We start from the raw sequence: 16,680 nt of genomic DNA, 5'->3' as shown, positions 1-16,680 counted from the left end.
AGCAACGTGATCTCGCCCGGCGCTCGTGCCAGCAGATGCCCGCCCTGCGGCCCGCGTAAGCTCTGCACCAGACTGGCGCGACGTAGCTGAATCAGCAGTTGATTCAGGTAATGCTCATCGATCGCCTGGCGCTCGGCAATCTCGCGGCTGCGCACGGGGCCTTGTCCGTAATGCAGCGCCAGATCGAACAGCGCGCGTAGTCCGTAATCGCCTTTACTTGAAATTCGCATAATACCCTGACGGAATGCATGCAAGGATTGCTCTAGTGCTGCACACGATGTGCGGTGCTGAGGGCATAGTAGCACGCCGCGTCCTGAGCGGCAACCCTGCGCGGCCAGTTGGCCCAGGTCGTGCCCTGGGGTATAATGCCAGATCATACGGATTCTACGCGAGCGGGCAGTATCCCGCATACTGCCGCTCGAAAACGACACATTATGCGCGCTCTTTTACGAATCATCGGTCTTTTTGGCGGCCTCGGCCTGCTGATCTATGGGCTGCTGCCCCAGTCGTATCAGCCGTATCTGGTGCCGCTCGTCGACGACCGGCGCTGGATTGCGCTGCTGTGGGGCGGTGCGTTCCTGCTGGGCCTTGCCGCCTGGGCCTCGCTCCCGGCGCTGCAATCGATCAGCTCGCGCGTCAGCGTGCGGCCCGGCCTGCTCAACCTGTCGCTGGTCTTCTCGATCTTGTTTGTGGTGCTGACGCTGCAACTGCTGCGCACGGAGTTTATCTACGCCCAGAGCATCTACAATCGCTCCGAGACGCTAGACGATGGCACGGTCTTCGGCAATAGCCGTCCGGTGATCCGCTCGCTGCGCGTGCAGCGCGGCATGATCGTCGATCGCAACAATACCGTGCTGGCCGGCAGCGAGCGCGCGCCCAACGGCCTGGCCCATCGGACCTATCCGATCGCGCAGCAGGCCGATATTCGCGCCTTCTCCAACATCCTGGGCTTTTCCTCATCGCGCTATGGTCAGTTCGGCATCGAGAAGCAGTGGGATGGCTACCTGAGCGGCGAGCGCGGCCAGGCGCTGCGCTCCCTGGAGAACGATCTCTACAACCGCGCGCAGGTCGGCAACAATCTGCGGCTGACGATCGACGCGCAGCTCCAGTCTCGCGTCTGGAATATTCTGAATCAGGTCGGCCAGGGCAAGCCTAGCTCTGCGGTGGTGATGGACCCGCGCAGCGGCGCGGTGCTGGCGCTGGCGAGCACGCCCGGCTTCGATCCGCAAAGCCTGACGCTCAACCCGGCGGGCACCGACGAGGAGGAGAACCAGCGCATCGAGGCGGCCTGGACCGAGATCAACGCCAACGAAAATCGCCCGCTGATCAATCGTCCGCTGCGCGGCCAGTACGTGCCCGGCTCGACCTTCAAGACGCTGACGGCGATCGGCGCGCTCGAAAATCCTGAGATCCTGCGCAATCCCAAGCCGATCGACTGTCCCAACGAGTATCGGCCCGTCGAGTACGAGCCGCCGGTGGTCAACGCCGTGGGGCCGCCGAATCGCCCTGAGCAGCCATCGCTGGAGTCGATCATTCGCCAGGGCACCAAGCGCCAGGTCGATCTGTCGGGCGTGTATGCCTTCTCGTGCAACACGGCCTTTGCCCAGCTTGGCGTGCGTCTCGGCACCGAGAAGTTTATCGAGCTGGCGGAGCGCTTCCACTTCTACATGCCGCAGAACGCGCCCGACCAGAGCAGCGATTTCACCGATCTGCCGACCGAGCCAAGTCTGCTGACATCGCCGCAAGATCCCGATTTCCTGAGCAGGCTCGGCGGATTAGCGGCCAGCGCATACGGCCAGGGCGAGCTGCTGCTGACGCCGATGCAGATGGCGCTGATGGGCGCGACGATCGCCAACGACGGCGTGATGCCGCAGCCCTACATCGTCGAAAATGTCACCGATCCGGAGGACTCGCGCGAGGTCATCTACCAGCATCGCCCGCCGACCAATCTGCTGAACTCGCGGCGGGTGATCTCGACCGAGGTGGCGCGCCAGATGCGGCAGATGATGCGCGAGGGCGTGACGATCGGCTTCGGCAAGGCGGCGAATGTCAACGGCAGCGGCGGCAAGTCCGGCTCCGGCGAGGCCGGCAACAACATCATTCACGCCGCGTTTCTGGCGGTCGCGCCGGTCGACGAGCCGCGCTATGTCGTCTATGTCCAGATCGAAAACGGTCGTGACGGCGCTGGCGTCGGCGCTGCTGCCGTCGGTGAGATCCTCAAGGCGGCGTTTGAAATTCTGGGCTAACAAGCAATCGAACTGCTTGCTAGGCGTATGAAAGGTTCGTATTCATGATCAACTCCGACCGATTGCTCGATACCTTTTTGACGCTGGTTCGAGTGGATAACCCCTCCGGTCAAGAACAGGCGATGGCCCAGACGATCGTCGGTATGCTGCGCGAGCGCGGCTTGCAGCCTGAGCAAGACGCGAAAGGCAACGTGATCGCGCGGGTGCCCGGCCAGGGCCAGCCGCTGCTGCTGAGCGCGCACATGGACAGCGTCGCTCCGGCGGTCGGGAAGTGTCCGGTTGTGGACGGCGATACCGTGCGCAGCAGCGGCGATACCGTGCTGGGCGCGGACGATCTGGCCGGTGTCACGGCGATCCTCGAAGGGGTTTCGGCGCGCATGGAGAGCAATGAGCCGCATCGAGCCGCCGAGATCGTCTTCTCGGTCGAGGAAGAGGTAGGCTTGAACGGCGCGCGCTCGCTCGACTTCGGCAAGCTGACGGCTCGGCAGGGCGTGGCGCTCGATCTGAACGGCGAGGTCGGCGGTATCTGTGTCGCCGCTCCGGCGCACTCCCAGCTCACGGTGACGATCACCGGCAAAGCTGCACACGCTGGCGTCGCGCCTGAGACAGGTGTGAGCGCGATCGTCGTGGCTGCCGAGGCGATCAGCCGCATGCCGCTGGGCCGGATCGACGCCGAGACGACCGCCAACATCGGGACGATCAGCGGCGGCGCGGCGCGCAACATCGTGCCGGAGCAGGTAAAGATCGTCGGCGAGGCGCGCAGCCGCGACGAGGCTAAGCTGGATCGGCAGACGGCGGCGATGCGCCAGGCGTTCGAGGCGGCGGCGCAGCGGCACGGTGCGAAGGTGGATTTTCAGGAGTTCCGGGCCTATGGCGCGCAGAAGATCTCGCCCGAAGCGCCGATCGTGCAGTTGTGCCGGGCTGCCGCCGAGCGCAGCGGCCTGAAGCCCTACCTGATTGAGACGGGCGGCGGCTCGGATGTCAATATCTTCAACATGCACGGGATCGAGGCGGTCAATCTGAGCGTCGGCTACAAGGAGATTCATTCGACCAACGAGCATATCGCCATCGCCGATCTCGAAAAGTGCGCGCGGCTGGTCTTTGCGCTGCTGGAAGCGTAGGTCTGAGAATCGTCGAGGCAGAGCGAAAGGCACGGGTTGCAACCGTGCCTTTTTCATCTCAGCTTCAACCTTCTGAGTTTCGCGTTCAGGCCCTCACCCCGCTTCGCTGCGCTCAGCACCCCTCTCCCATTAAGATAGGAGCGGGGATTGGGTTCTCGGTGTTCTTTGCTCTTCAGCGCCGGATCGCGCCAACGCGGCGGCGGATGGTGCGCCAGGAGCGGACGACGAGGAAGAGCAGCAGCACAAAGAGGACGAAGGCCAGGATCGGAATGAAGATCGCCAGCAGGCTCATCACCAGCGAGAGCACGTCTTCGGCGAACGAGACGACCGGATTGCCCATGCCTGCGGTCGTCGCCGTCGCCACCGGGCGGATCGCGGCGCGCGTGGCATGAAGGCCGCCAGCCATCACAAAGCCCGCGCCCAGCGCAATCGCCGGGTGAATATCGGTGATCAGGTTTTGCTGACCGGCGAAGACAATCGCTCCGGCGATCGGGTGGACGAACGCGCCGACGACATGCGCGGCGTGGTCGATGGCAGGCACCTTGTCGGCCACAAAATCGATCAGCGCCAGAAGCGCTACAATAACCAGTGCGGGTGTTGAAGTTAAGATCGAGTACGGCTCTTGCAGTGTCAGGTACTCGAAGCGGCCCATCAGGCCCACGGCCAGCAGGGGGATGTAGGCGTTTAGTCCGGCGGCGCTCGATAAACCGAACGCGCTAAAAACGTTCAACAGTGCATCCATGCAGAAAGTCCTTGCGTACGATGTCCGAACAGCTATCGATCGGCCAATCTGATTTGCCTTCTTCTACGCGCCGAGGCTATCCTCGGTTGCGCTGGCTGGCGCTGCTGCTGGTTGTCTTAGCAGGCTGCACGCCACCACCGCAGGTTGTCGTCTCGCTGCCGCAGCCGACCGCCACCGCCACGCTCGCGCCGTCGCCGCTCGCCGCTCCCACGTCCACGCCGACCGACACGCCCCTGCCAGCCGAGACGCCGACTTCGGTTGCCGTCAGCCCAACGCCGGACGTGCCAACGCCCACGGCCACACCGACGATCGATCCGTCGCAGTTGACGCCGGTGCCCACGCCGACGCTGCCCGCGCTGGATCGGACTCGCCGCTCCGAGCTGTTCGATGAGGTCTGGCAGACGGTCGCCGATCATTATCTGTACGCCGACTTTGGCGGCGTCAACTGGGTCGAGATCAAGGCGAGGTATGAGTCGCGCGCGCTTGAGGCCGCAGCGCCCGCCGAATTTTATGCTACCCTATCGGAGATGATCGACGAGCTGCGCGACGAGCACTCGCGCTTTGAAGATCCGCAGACCGCGTTCACGCAGCGGGCGATAGCCTCCGGCACCGATGCCTATGTCGGCGTTGGGATCTTGACGGTGGAGTACGACGACGGCCTGCTGGTGACGACGGTCTTTCCGAATAGTTCGGCGGCGAACGCTGGCATGAAGCGTCGTGATATGATCGTCGCCGTCGATGGGCAGCCGGTCGCGGGCGATGGCGCGCTGCCGGAGATCGGCGGCCCGGCGAATACGCGCGTCGAACTGGAGGTGTACACGCCCGGCGGCGAGGCGCGGACGCTGACGCTTGAGCGGCGTCCGGTGCTGGCGCAGTATGTGCCCGAAGCCTATCGCCTGCCGGAGACGCGCGTCGGCTATGTGCTGGTCCAGTCGTTCTGGGCGCACGATATGGCCGATCGTGTGCGGGTCGGTGTGCAGCGGCTTGTGGCCGACGAAGGGCATCTGGATGGCCTGATCGTCGATGTGCGCGGCAATGGCGGCGGCTGGCGCAGCGTGCTGGAAGGGCTGCTATCGCACTTTGTCGCTGGTGAGGTCGGGGCGTTCTATAGCCAGGAGGAGAGCTACCCGCTGACGATCACGCCGAGCGAGCTGTCTCCATCGCTCAAGGATCTGCCGCTGGTGGTGCTGGTCGATCGCGAGACGGAAAGCTACGCCGAGATCTTCGCCGCCGTGCTTCAGGCGCAGCGCGGCGCGAGCGTAGTCGGCGTCAACACGGCAGGCAACACCGAGACGATCTATGCCTACGATTTTGACGACGGCTCGCGGCTGTGGGTCGCGCAGGAGGGGTTCAGGCTTCAAGACGGCTCGAATCTTGAAGGCCGGGGCGTGCTGCCGGATCGCTCGATCGGCGTGGACTGGATGCGCTTTAGCGAGGCGCGCGACCCGCATATCGTCGAGGCGATTCAGATGATTGAGCAGGCCAGGGCAGGAGATCAATAGGCCGCGGCGCGGCATGGAGTCGATCGGCGCGGCGGCGTGCTGAAGGAGGATTGAGATGTCAATGATTGCAGAGGTCATCGGACGTGAGGTGCTGGATAGCCGTGGCAATCCCACGGTCGAGGTCGATGTGCGCCTGGACGACGGCTCGATCGGAAGGGCGGTCGTTCCGTCCGGCGCGTCCACGGGCGCGCACGAGGCGGTAGAGCTGCGCGACGGCGATAAAAGTCGCTACGGCGGCAAGGGCACGCTGAAAGCGGTCGAGAACGTCAACCGCACGATCGCCGAGGAGCTGATCGGGCTGAACGCGCTCGATCAGGTCGGCATCGACAAGATCCTGATCGATCTGGACGGCTCGAACAACAAGGGTAAGCTCGGCGCGAACGCGATCCTGGGCGTGTCGCTGGCGGTGGCGAAGGCGGCGGCGGCCTCGCTGGATATTCCGCTCTACCGCTACCTGGGCGGCGTCTTCGGCCATACGCTGCCGGTGCCGATGATGAATATCTTGAACGGCGGCAAGCACGCCGATAATAGCGCCGATTTTCAGGAGTTTATGGTCATGCCGGTCGGGGCATCCTCGTTTGCCGAGGGGCTGCGCTGGGGCACCGAGATCTACGCCGCGCTCAAGGGCGTGCTCCACGACCGCAAGCTCTCGACGACGGTCGGCGATGAGGGCGGATTCGCGCCGTCGCTGCCCACGAACGAGGCACCGCTTGAGGTGATCATGGAGGCGATCCAGAAGGCTGGCTACCGGCCCGGCGAGCAGATCATGCTGGCGATGGACCCGGCTGTCACCGAGCTGTACGAGAACGGCTCGTACAACCTGGCGCGCGAGGGCCGCACCCTCTCCGGCGAGGAGATGGTCGACTACTGGGTCAAGCTGGTCGAGAAGTATCCGATCATCTCGATCGAGGACGCACTGGCCGAGGACGACTGGCAGCACTGGAATATGCTGCGCGAGCGCATCGGCGACCGCGTGCAGCTTGTCGGTGATGACCTGTTTGTGACGAACGTGGAGCGCCTGCGGCGCGGCATTACCGAGCGCACCGCTAACTCGATTCTGATCAAGCTGAATCAGATCGGCTCGCTGACGGAGACGCTCGACGCGATCTCGACGGCGCAGCGCGCGGGCTTTACCGCGATCATCTCGCATCGCTCAGGCGAGACTGAGGATGTGACGATCGCCGATCTGGTGGTGGCGACCAACGCAGGCCAGATCAAGACTGGCGCTCCCGCCCGCACCGACCGCGTGGCGAAGTACAATCAACTGCTGCGCATCGAGGAGGAGCTGGGCGATGCCGCGAAGTACGCCGGGATGAGCGCGTTCTACAACGTGCGCCGTGGCTAGTCCCAACGGCCTGCCTGTGTGATCCGCGAGGGGTACGGCCTGCCGTGCCCCTTGTCCGCGTACGAGGAAAGGAGTCGTCTCATGTTAATCACCGTCGATCTGTCTCATCCCGAAAACGATGTCGAGGTGATCGGGCTGGCCGAGGGCGAGACGCTCGAAGCGCGCCTGGGGCCGCGCGGCTACGCGGCCTATCGCATCTTTGGCGCGTCGGCGCGGCTGCTCTTTCTCGCGCTGCAAGACGTGCGCAAAGCCGACATTGCCGCCGCGACCGAGATGATGCTCGACCGCGAGAGCAGCTTTATTCGCCAGCGCCTCGACGAGCTGCGGCGGCTCGGCGCGGGCGGCTCTGAGCAGCGTTCCGGCGGATCGTCGCAGCCGCCCCGCCGCGATCCGCGTCCGCCCGACCAGGGGAACGGGCACGGACGCCGCCGCAAGTAGGCACGACCAACCGCCGCTCGAAAACGAGACGGCGGTTGGTCTAGGGGCGGGCGAAGTTCAAAGCTCAACGTTCCGAGTTCAAAGTTCAAGGTTTTGCCTTGTTCTTTGTTCTCTGTTCGTTCCCCGCCTACCGCGACGGCGCTTTCGCCTTGGTCTTGGCCGGAATGATGTTCACGCCCTTGGGAGGCGTTACGCCGGGACCGTAGGCATAGAAGTCTTCCCACGGGCGATACTTGCTCGACAGGTTATCCTTGTGCAGGATCTTGCCGTTCGCCGCCGTCACGATGCGCTGCATCTCAACATCCTTGCCGGGCCGTCCGTGGACAAGCTGGATCACCTGGCCGCGCTTGAGCGACGGATCGTACTGCCAGTTGGCGATGCCCTGCCTCTTGACGTTCTTCGAGAATGGTCCGACCATCTGGGTTTTGCGCCCATCGTTGAAGCCGTACAACCAGAAGGTCACGGTCGCAGCCTTGGGATTGGTCGCGGCCATCATGTAGATCGGGCCGCCCGTGTCGTTGCGCCACTTGAAATCGACGTAGGGCGCGAAGACCGTCGCGTCGAAGCCGTCGATGTTCTCGTAGAAGTTGATCACATACGAGTGTGGCCGCCGATCGACAATATCGAGGCCCGCGTTGAACACCGCGCGGTACATCGTGGTCGAGATCTGGCAGATACCGCCGCCGGTCACTTTTTCGAGCTGGCCGTTGACGATCGCATAGCCCTCGACAAAGCCGTCCTCCGTGCCCGCTGAGCCGAGCGCGTTGTTGAACGAGAAGGTCGCGCCCGGCGCGATGATCAGCCCGTTCATGCGGGCAGCGCCGCGCGCGATGTTGTTGACGCGCTCCGCGATCGAGCCGAAGTAGCCGGTGGTCGCCGTGCTCAGCAGCGAGATCGCCGGAACGGGACGCCGCACCGACTCGGGCAGCCCTGAGCGATCGAGCGCCTGCGCGCCCAGCCGGGAAAGCTTGATCTGGCTCTGCGGATCTTCGGGATGATACTCAAGCTTGATCCGCTCGAAGTACTGCACGGTATATTCTTTACCGTCGTCGGGGCTGACCTCCGTGAACTCCTCGGACAGCGGATAGCCGAAGATCGGCAGGCCGCCGTTTTTGAGCCAGAAGGCGCGGAAGCCAAAGCGGATGCTGTGGCCGGTCTGCGGGAAGTAGGTCGTGTTCGCGTCGTTCTCGGCGAGCTGCGGCGCAAACGCTGGCTCGGTGCGGCCCTCGATCAGCGACCGACCAAGCTGCGTGATCGACACATAGAAGGCTGGCTCGAACTCAGGATGCAGCTCAAAGCGGGCGCGCTCGAAATACTGCACTTCGAGGTTGCCCTCGCGGACGACCTCGGTCAGCGGCAGGCCAAAGATTGGAATGCCGCCGTTCTGTTCGTAGAACGCCTTGATGCGGGTGCCGATGTTGTGGCCGGTTTCCTTGAAGTAGCGGAACGGGCCGGAATCGGCTGGCGAAGCTGGCGCGGCGGCAGCGCGAGGAACAACGCTGCCGAACGTTCCCGCAGCCAGCAGCAGGGCTAGCGCAAGGAGCAGCGTGCGGTAAGTACGGTGGGACACAGGTGGCCTCTCTTCACATCAGGGTTAAGAGTCTTTCAGAAATTATAGTTGAGTTAGGGGTCACGTCAACCCCGGCCCTAGCCGGAATGACCTGATACACACCTGATAAAGGACTATGTGTAGATAGGATATGATCGTTAGCTCGACGCTGCGAAGGCATGATACGCGGTACAAACGTCGCGCAGCGGGCAGCCGTCACACGGCGGGCAATGGTCGGCGCACTTGATCGGCTGCGTGAACGCGCGGCGCGGCGCGCTCGAATCGTCGCAGCGCGGGCGGCGCAGCAGGCAGTGGTGAATGCCGTGCTCGACGATCAGCGCGTGAAAGTCCCAGAACAATCGCGCGCGGCTGCCTTGCAGATGCGGATACGCAGAAAGATCCAGAGCGTCCGGCAGGGCATCCTCGAACCGCGCTTGCAGCGCCTCGTACTTCAGCGTCGCCACGTCGGGCAGCGTGCCCAGGCGGCCAAAAACCCGGCGCAGGTAGGCGTCGACGACGAAGCTGGCGTGGTGTCCGGCGTAGAGCAGCATCGTGTCGGCTGTCTCCGGCCCGACATGCGGCAGCGCAAGCAATTCCTGGCGCACTTTGGCGGTCGGACGATCGAAGATCCTGGCAACATCGCCGCCGTAGCGTCTGACGACGTACTGCGCCAGGTGCCTGATCGACGGCGCTTTGGCATTGTAGTAGGCGACCGACCTGATCGCCTCGACGATCGTCTCGACCGGCGCGTTTGCGAGCGCGTGCTCGTCGACGAGGCCCAGCGCGTCGAGCGCCTGGATCGCCTGCTCGACGCGCTCCCACTGGGTTTGCTGCACCAGGATCGATCCCAGCACGATCTCCCAGCGCCAGTTCTGGGTGAAGATCGGCCACCAGTGCGCCTCGTGGCCGTAATGTCGGTGCAGCCGGTCGTAGATGTCAAGCAGTTGATCGGTCAGCGTCTCGCTCATAGACAGTCCTTCTGCCGCCTATTGTAACCCACGACGAACCAAGAACCAAGCGAAGAACAAGGGAACACAGCGCCACGAGGCCGGGGGGCCATGCCCAAAGGGCACCCGGCGTGGTGAGGGCCTCATCTCGAAACTCAAAACCAGGATCACACAGGGGTCACATCAGCGAGCCGCTGGTTGCGCGTCTCGGTGCCCATCAGCAGCGCCGCGATCCCGCCCAGGATAAAGAAGGCGGCGTACACGCCCAGCGCCAGCGCCAGCGAGTAGCCCAGCAGCGCCCCGCCCACCGAGGGCGCGAAGATGCTGGCGAGCCGCGCCATCGCGCTGACCCAGCCCATGCCTGTCGTGCGGGCATCCGTCGGGTACAGCTCCGGCGAGAAGACGTAGAGAGCGCCCCACGCGCCCAGCAGCGAGAACGAGAGCAGATTGCTGGTGATCACGATCGCGGTCGTGCTTGTCGCCACGGCAAACAAGAAGCTGGCAATCGCGCTCACAAACAGATACAGCGCCAGCGTCGGTCGCCGCCCGATCCGATCGATCAGGTAGGCCGCCAGCACATAGCCGGGGATCTGCGAGATCGCCAGCAGCAGCGTGTTTTGATAGGCCGGAAGCAGCGCGTAGCCCTGCGCCTGGAAGAAGCGCGGCAGCCAGGTGAAGATGCCGTAGTAGCCCAGCGACAGCGAGAACCAGACGATCGACAGGAAGAACGTGCGCCGCGCCAGCGTTCCGCGCCAGATCGCCGCCAGCGGCACCCGCGCCGCGCCCTGGATCGGCTCCAGCTCCCCGATCTCGACTGGCCTGCCGTTCTCGCGCGCGATCGTCTCCAGCACCCGTCGCGCCTCTGTCGGATGGCCCTGGATCAGCAGGTAGCGCGGCGACTCCGGCACGCGCCGCCGAATCCAGTAGCCGATCAGGCCGGGTATCGCCGACGCGCCCAGCACCCAGCGCCACGCCTCAGCCGGAACGAACCGCGCGAACATGAACCACGAGATCGCCGCCACCGCGATCGTGCCCAGCGCCCAGAAGCTCTCAAGATAGACCAGGAAGCGCCCGCGATCTTTGGCCGGAACGTACTCTGCCAGCAGCGAGTAGTCCACCGGCAGTGTCCCGCCCACGGCGAAGCCGGTCAGAAAGCGGAATGCGACCAGCAGGCCGTACGAGGGCGCGAGCGCCGAGGCCAGGCCAAACACCGCGTCGAGCAGCACCGTCAGCAGAAACACGTTGCGCCGCCCAAAGCGATCGGCGAGCGCGCCCCACACCAGCGCGCCGATAAACATGCCGGTGAACGTCGCCGAAAGAAAGAGCGTCTGCCGCGCCGGGCTATTCTGAAGCCCGAACACCGCGATCACGCCCGGCAGCACAAAGCCCGCGATCAGGACCTCCATCGCGTCTGCCGCCCAGGTCAGGCCGTTCACCAGCAGAAGCCGCCACTGGAAGCGCCCCACGCCGATCTGCTCAATCGCCTCGTCGATGTTGGTGATGCCCCGGCTCGGACGCATCTGAACCGGCTGTGCTGCTGTCGCCATCGTTGTCCCTTTGGGTAACATGCACACGCAGTGCAACACGGTCGCGCTATCGGAGGAGCATACAGCAACCGCAGTGCCCACGCTCCCGGCTGGCCTGCGATAGGATTCTCGCGCTGCGGGTTGGCTCCAATATGCCCAGCCAAAAGAGGCGGGTCGCAGACGACGCGCTTCTGGTATCTGGCGGTGAGCACCGGGCTTAGATCGGCGGCCAGGGCATCGAGCGCCCGCCCGTCGGCTCCGGGTACTGCGCTCGTCGCAGCACGCGCTCGACCCGGCGGCGCAGCGCGTCCAGCTCGACCCGCGCCAGCAGCGCGTCCAGCGCGGCTGTCAGGTCGTCGTTCGGCGTTTCTACCCGCTGCGCGAGGCGCTGAATGTCGGATATCAGCGGCTCCGGGATCGGCTGCCCGGCGTACTCCCAGATCACCGTGCGCAGCTTGGGATCGGTGTGGAATGTGATGCCGTGATCGATGCCCCACAGATGGCCGTCGCGGTCTTGGAGGATATGACCGCCCTTGCGGTCGGCGTTGTTGACGATCAGATCGAAGGCCGCGATGCGCTTGAAGGCATCGTGGTCGCTGCCGCGCAGGGTGAAGTAGTGGACCTCCGGATCGGCGTCGATGAAAAGCTGCACCGAGCCGACGCCGTACTCCGGCGCGTCGCGCAGCACCGTCGGCGGCACGATCGCCCAGCCGAGCGCCTCGCTCACCAGATAGGCCGCCGCCTCGCGCTGGCAGAGCGTGCCCCGTGGAAAATCCCAGAGCGGACGCTCGCCCCGGCGCGGCTTGTAGATCGCCAGACCTTGCAGATCGTCGTCGGCGATGCTGGCTAGAAACGTGTAGTTGCTGGAATCCGGCATCAAGCCTTCGATCTCCATCGTGCCGTGCGTCAGCAGCGCGATCACGCGCTCGACCGGCACGGCGGCTGACGATCGCGGCTCATCTGTGCGCTCGCTCGGCTGATCATCCATACTTAACCTGCCCGACAACGTGGATCAAACGTCGTATGTAACAGTAGGATACCCGTTTTTCTTGATGCAAAAATGCCCGCTTGGGTCCATCGGCTCGGTACACTGCGGGCAGCGCTTGCGGCCTTTGGTGACAACCTCGGCGCCCTCACGCGCCAGCGCACGCGCCTGCTCGCGCGACATCGTGAGCCGGACGACATCCATCTCCTCCCCGGCCTCTCCGCTGCCTAGCTCCTGCGCGATAATCACCAGCAAATCCCGCGATTCGTCGTAGCCCAGGCCTAGCTGCCCGACCCGAAATGTCTCCTCGATCGGCTCTTCGAGCGACATATCGTGGAAGGTCAGCAGATCCTCCGATGTGCTGAGCAGCGGATTCCGCTCGGTCAGGTTTTCTAGTAACTGTTCGACAGCCTCGGCCAGCGCGTTGACCTGCTCCTTCTCTACGACCAGCGAGATTCTCTCGGTTCCTCGGCGCGCTTGCAGGTAAAAGGTGCGGTTGCCCGGCTGTCCGATCGCCCCGGTGGTAATGCGATCGACGGGATCGAAATCGTAGCGAAACTCTGCCATAAAAAAGGCCGCAGGGAACTGTCGCGTTCAGGCGACAGGGGAAGGCGGCACCCTCCTTTCAGGGCTTGTATTTCGCATTGGAATGCGGTAAACTAGAGATGCGTAGACAACGGCGCTCCTGCGGGAGATGCCTCCGGTTTGGCAACCGGCCTCACGCACCGGAACATGCACGAGCAGGCATGCAGTGAGTGATCGCTGGATGCTGGGATCTGCGGTTGGCATCTCTTGCTCGTGACGGGCCGCCGTCTGGGACCGCACCGGCGTCAACCGGCCAGCGGGTGGAACTCCCGCCAGAACAGTGTGAGCATGAACGCTGTTTGGATGTGGCACGGTCATCTCCCGTAGCTGCAAGCTGCCTGCTTTAGCTGGCAGTCGTTGACAAATCCTCGAATGAGGAATGTCGAATGTCGGAGGCGGTTGCCCGCAGACATTCGCTATTCGACATTCACACATTATTGTGGTGGTTGCTCTTCTTTTTCGACGGTGACGCCCCCGACTTGCTCTTTGACCGCTTCTTTTTCCGGCTCCAGCTTCAGCGGGCCGTCGTCGTTGACGCGAAGTACCTGCGGCCCGTACGGCGAGAGCCGCACGACGCTTACCGCCGTGGGATTGATCACGATGCGCTGGAATAAGTCTAAATGAACACCCAGGTAGTGAGCAAGCGCGGCCTTGATCACGTCGGCGTGCGAGAAGATCGCGACAATATCGCGTGGATGATCGGCGCTGATCGCCTCCAGCTCGGACACGATGCGCGCCTGCATTTCGCGGATCGCCTCGCCGCCCGGAAAGCGCATGCCGCTCGGATAGATCTGTACGACTTTCCAGGCGTCGAGCTTGGAGAGCTCTTCCAGCGACTTGCCGGTCCACTCGCCGTACCGGACCTCGCCCAATCCATCGCGGAGCTGAACCTCAAGGTTGAGCGCCCGCGCCAGCGGCTCGGCGGTTTCGCGCGTTCGATCCAGCGGCGAGCTGTAGATCGCGCGGATTGGCAGATCGCGCAGCCGCTCGGCGATGGCCTCGGCCTGCTGACGGCCTTCTTCGTTGATATGTACGTCGGGCATCCAACCCGCCAGCTTCTTGGCTTTCATCACGTCGTTGACGGCATGGCGGATTAGAAGAAGTTGAGTCATTCGTTGCTCCTGCTACGGCCTCATGCAGTTTTTAATCATAGCACAATTCCTGCCGATTGCCCGTGTGACCCTTCAGCTCTATTGTGCCACTCCGTAACGCGATTGTCATATACTTCACATTCTTTTGGCTGAGATCGATGAGTACAATTGGCGCAGGTGCAATCTCCTGCGCTGCTCTACCATGCGATCATCTCGTGATGATCGCGCGATTGCCGATGATACTGTCGTTCTGTGCCTGTAGAAGGAGACGTACGTGCCCCGAATCCTGGTATTTCTTGTCCTCCTGGCTAGTCTGCTCCTGCCTGCCCGCTCGACCCAGGCCGCTACGCCGCAGCTGCGCGGCTTTTGGGTCGATGCCTTTCACGAAGGGATCAAAACGCCCGATCAGACCCGCCGCCTGATCGCCGATGCCCAGCACGCGGGCGCGAACGCGCTCTTTGTGCAGGTCCGCCGCCGCGCCGATAGCTATTTCCGCGATACCGTCGAGCCGATCGCCGCCGATATGCAGCCCGGCTACGACGCCCTGGCCGATGTGATCGCGCAGGCGCGTGCCCGCAACATGCAGGTTCATGCCTGGGCCGTCACGCTGCCGGCCTGGAAGGACGGCTATCAGCAGCCCAATCGCTCGCACGTGTGGTACCAGCACGGCCCCGACAAAGCCGGCTGGAATAACTGGTTTACCCGCGACGTCGACGGTCGCGCGGGCGAGTGCGCCGCTCCCAACGATTGCAGCTATTTTCTTGACCCCGGTCATCCTGCCGTCTCGGAGTATACCGTCAACGCGCTGATGCATCTCGCGCGGCGCTACGACCTCGATGGCCTGCACCTCGACTATATCCGCTATCCCAGCCCGCGCTTTGGCTATAACCCGACCAGCCTGGCGCGCTTCCAGGCCGCCACGGGCCGCAGCGACACGCCCGCGCCCGAAGATGCGCAGTGGATGCAGTGGCGGCGCGATCAGGTGACGAAGCTGGTCAAGCGTATCTATCTCAACCTGAACGCCGTCAAGCCGCGCATGGCGCTCTCCGTCGCCGCGATTGCCTGGGGCGCGGGGCCGCAGAACGGCGATTTCGCCAATAGCTCGCCCTTCAAGCGCACGCTGCAAGACTGGAACGGCTGGCTCAACGCGGGCTACGTCGATTTTGTCGTGCCGATGGTCTACGACAAAGAAGACGGCGGCCAGCAGCAAGCCTGGTTCGATAGCTGGGTCAACTATGTCCGCGACAATCATGGGCGGCGCGCGGCGGCGATCGGTGTGGGCGTCTGGCTCAACAATGCCGATCAAAATCTGGCGCAGATCCGCCGTGGCGCGAGCGCGGGTATCGGCACGGTGCTCTACTCGTATGCGATTCCCGTCATCGGCGACCGCAACAGATTTCTCGATCGGTTGCGCGCCGAGCTGTGGGGCGATAGCGCTCCCGCGCCGGTCTTTGGCTGGAAGACGCAGCCGTCGACCGGGCATCTTTTAGGCCATGTGCTGGTGAATGGCGCCTCAGCCGAGAACACGGCGATTCGGATCAGCGGCAACGGCCAGCCCGATAGCCACACCACGACCGATGCAAACGGCATCTTTGGCGCGGTCGATCTGCCGCCCGGCGGCTACTCCCTGACGCTGCGCGATCCGCTCAGCGGCGCGGATGTCGGCGCGAGCTTTACGGTCAGTCCCGGCGGCGTGGCGTTTCTACGTATGACCTTCCCACAGGGCGATCCCGCCGGTGAGTGGACGCCAGCAGGCGCGGATAGCGCATTCGGCGCGCTCTGGAACCGCACCGATCTGTCGGTGGCTCAGAATCGTGCCGCGCGCTCGTGGACCTGGGGGCCGACGTCGTTCGCGACCGGCACCGAGCGCTATGCCGAAGCGCCCGGCGGCAAGCGGCTGGTCCAGTACTGGGACAAGAGCCGTATGGAGATCACGAATCCCAACGGCGATCGTAGCCAGCTCTGGTTTGTCACCAACGGCCTGCTGACGAAAGAGCTGATCAGCGGCAAGGCCCAGATCGGCAATAGCGCGTTCGTCACACGCTCGCCCGCCAGCGTGCCCGTCGCGGGCGATCCCAACGATCCGAACAGCCCAACCTACGCCTCGTTTCGGGAGCGCGCATCGCTCGACGGCGATCGGCGCGCAAATCCGGCGGTCGGCGCGACGGTCGCCCAGACGATCAATCGCGATGGCTCGCTGGGCTTCAATCAGGAGCTAACGCGCTATGGCGTGCGCAACACGGTCTATAACAACGAGCTAGGCCATAACATTCCTAATGTCTTCGCCGACTACTTCAAGACGCTGCCGGTCGATTGGGTCTTTGCGCTGGGCTATCCGATCACCGAGCCCTACTGGGCGCGCGTCAGCGTCGGCGGACAGCCCAGAGATGTGCTGATCCAGGTCTACGAGCGGCGCGTCCTGACCTACACGCCCGCCAACGCGGCGCAGTATCGCGTCGAGATGGGCAACGTCGGGCAGCACTACTGGCGCTGGCGCTACGGCTCGGCTCCGTGGGAGTAAGCGGTCGGTCGTCAATCTGGCCCAGGGCACAGAGCGGGAATCCTCCCGCTCTGTTGCTTTTCGACTACAATCAAAAAGAGGT

General features: G+C 63.9%; 14 protein-coding genes. 6 read left to right on the top strand and 8 right to left on the bottom strand.

Annotation, left to right across the window (positions count from 1 at the left end; all coding sequences use genetic code 11):
* Positions 1–230 (bottom strand): Rrf2 family transcriptional regulator (locus VFZ66_02960; GenBank protein HEX6288118.1); only part of this gene is annotated, 230 nt, incomplete at its 3' end.
* Positions 231–434: 204 nt separating this feature from the next.
* Between VFZ66_02960 and VFZ66_02955 the strand changes: the two genes are divergently transcribed.
* Together VFZ66_02955 and VFZ66_02950 are read left to right on the top strand one after the other, a co-directional pair.
* Positions 435–2,246 carry a penicillin-binding transpeptidase domain-containing protein gene (locus VFZ66_02955; GenBank protein ID HEX6288117.1) on the top strand — a complete coding sequence of 604 codons (1,812 nt, stop codon included), beginning with the start codon at positions 435–437 and terminating at the stop codon, positions 2,244–2,246.
* Positions 2,247–2,290: 44 nt separating this feature from the next.
* A complete protein-coding gene (locus VFZ66_02950) occupies positions 2,291–3,367 on the top strand; it encodes a M20/M25/M40 family metallo-hydrolase (protein ID HEX6288116.1) in 1,077 nt (358 codons plus the stop codon).
* 172 nt (positions 3,368–3,539) lie between these two features.
* Here the strand turns inward: VFZ66_02950 and VFZ66_02945 are convergent, their stop codons facing one another.
* Positions 3,540–4,109 carry a DUF4126 domain-containing protein gene (locus VFZ66_02945; GenBank protein HEX6288115.1) on the bottom strand — a complete coding sequence of 190 codons (570 nt, stop codon included), beginning with the start codon at positions 4,107–4,109 and terminating at the stop codon, positions 3,540–3,542.
* Positions 4,110–4,195: 86 nt separating this feature from the next.
* On the opposite strand from VFZ66_02945, the gene VFZ66_02940 reads away from it, so the two are divergent.
* From VFZ66_02940 to VFZ66_02930, 3 genes are all read left to right on the top strand, one after another.
* Positions 4,196–5,611 (top strand): S41 family peptidase, encoded by a 1,416-nt coding sequence (locus tag VFZ66_02940; GenBank protein HEX6288114.1) that lies wholly within the window; start codon positions 4,196–4,198, stop codon positions 5,609–5,611.
* 55 nt (positions 5,612–5,666) lie between these two features.
* Positions 5,667–6,956 (top strand): phosphopyruvate hydratase, encoded by a 1,290-nt coding sequence (eno, locus tag VFZ66_02935; protein HEX6288113.1) that lies wholly within the window; start codon positions 5,667–5,669, stop codon positions 6,954–6,956.
* Between the two features lie 81 nt (positions 6,957–7,037).
* Positions 7,038–7,394: a hypothetical protein gene (locus VFZ66_02930; protein ID HEX6288112.1), complete on the top strand. Its 357-nt coding sequence runs from the start codon at positions 7,038–7,040 to the stop codon at positions 7,392–7,394.
* Positions 7,395–7,521: 127 nt separating this feature from the next.
* Here the strand turns inward: VFZ66_02930 and VFZ66_02925 are convergent, their stop codons facing one another.
* The 6 genes from VFZ66_02925 to VFZ66_02900 all read right to left on the bottom strand — a co-directional run bounded on the left by VFZ66_02925 (position 7,522) and on the right by VFZ66_02900 (position 14,098).
* Positions 7,522–8,964 (bottom strand): VanW family protein, encoded by a 1,443-nt coding sequence (locus tag VFZ66_02925; GenBank protein HEX6288111.1) that lies wholly within the window; start codon positions 8,962–8,964, stop codon positions 7,522–7,524.
* 137 nt (positions 8,965–9,101) lie between these two features.
* Positions 9,102–9,911 carry a hypothetical protein gene (locus VFZ66_02920; protein ID HEX6288110.1) on the bottom strand — a complete coding sequence of 270 codons (810 nt, stop codon included), beginning with the start codon at positions 9,909–9,911 and terminating at the stop codon, positions 9,102–9,104.
* A 146-nt stretch (positions 9,912–10,057) separates the two neighbouring features.
* The gene (locus VFZ66_02915) at positions 10,058–11,437 is read right to left on the bottom strand and encodes an MFS transporter (GenBank protein ID HEX6288109.1); all 1,380 of its coding nucleotides are present in this window, start codon (positions 11,435–11,437) and stop codon (positions 10,058–10,060) included.
* Positions 11,438–11,633: 196 nt separating this feature from the next.
* Complete coding sequence (locus tag VFZ66_02910; GenBank protein HEX6288108.1) at positions 11,634–12,404, bottom strand: SCO1664 family protein; 771 nt, start codon at positions 12,402–12,404, stop codon at positions 11,634–11,636.
* Positions 12,405–12,428: 24 nt separating this feature from the next.
* Complete coding sequence (locus VFZ66_02905) at positions 12,429–12,968, bottom strand: DUF3090 domain-containing protein (GenBank protein ID HEX6288107.1); 540 nt, start codon at positions 12,966–12,968, stop codon at positions 12,429–12,431.
* Positions 12,969–13,420: 452 nt separating this feature from the next.
* Complete coding sequence (locus tag VFZ66_02900; protein ID HEX6288106.1) at positions 13,421–14,098, bottom strand: MSMEG_4193 family putative phosphomutase; 678 nt, start codon at positions 14,096–14,098, stop codon at positions 13,421–13,423.
* A 253-nt stretch (positions 14,099–14,351) separates the two neighbouring features.
* On the opposite strand from VFZ66_02900, the gene VFZ66_02895 reads away from it, so the two are divergent.
* A complete protein-coding gene (locus tag VFZ66_02895) occupies positions 14,352–16,598 on the top strand; it encodes a family 10 glycosylhydrolase (protein HEX6288105.1) in 2,247 nt (748 codons plus the stop codon).
* Positions 16,599–16,680: the final 82 nt, after the last annotated feature.

Source organism: Herpetosiphonaceae bacterium (genome assembly GCA_036374795.1).
Taxonomy (GTDB): domain Bacteria; phylum Chloroflexota; class Chloroflexia; order Chloroflexales; family Kallotenuaceae; genus LB3-1.
The sequence above is the reverse complement of the archived record's forward strand: the minus strand, read 5'-3'. Positions and strand labels throughout refer to the sequence as shown.

Coding starts and splice junctions, on each gene's coding strand:
- VFZ66_02950 (HEX6288116.1), top strand. CDS start 2,291: ATGATCAACTCCGACCGATTGCTCGATACCTTTTTGACGCTGGTTCGA.
- VFZ66_02910 (HEX6288108.1), bottom strand. CDS start 12,404: ATGGATGATCAGCCGAGCGAGCGCACAGATGAGCCGCGATCGTCAGCC.
- eno (HEX6288113.1), top strand. CDS start 5,667: ATGTCAATGATTGCAGAGGTCATCGGACGTGAGGTGCTGGATAGCCGT.
- VFZ66_02955 (HEX6288117.1), top strand. CDS start 435: ATGCGCGCTCTTTTACGAATCATCGGTCTTTTTGGCGGCCTCGGCCTG.
- VFZ66_02905 (HEX6288107.1), bottom strand. CDS start 12,968: ATGGCAGAGTTTCGCTACGATTTCGATCCCGTCGATCGCATTACCACC.
- VFZ66_02900 (HEX6288106.1), bottom strand. CDS start 14,098: ATGACTCAACTTCTTCTAATCCGCCATGCCGTCAACGACGTGATGAAA.
- VFZ66_02930 (HEX6288112.1), top strand. CDS start 7,038: ATGTTAATCACCGTCGATCTGTCTCATCCCGAAAACGATGTCGAGGTG.
- VFZ66_02920 (HEX6288110.1), bottom strand. CDS start 9,911: ATGAGCGAGACGCTGACCGATCAACTGCTTGACATCTACGACCGGCTG.
- VFZ66_02915 (HEX6288109.1), bottom strand. CDS start 11,437: ATGGCGACAGCAGCACAGCCGGTTCAGATGCGTCCGAGCCGGGGCATC.
- VFZ66_02945 (HEX6288115.1), bottom strand. CDS start 4,109: ATGGATGCACTGTTGAACGTTTTTAGCGCGTTCGGTTTATCGAGCGCC.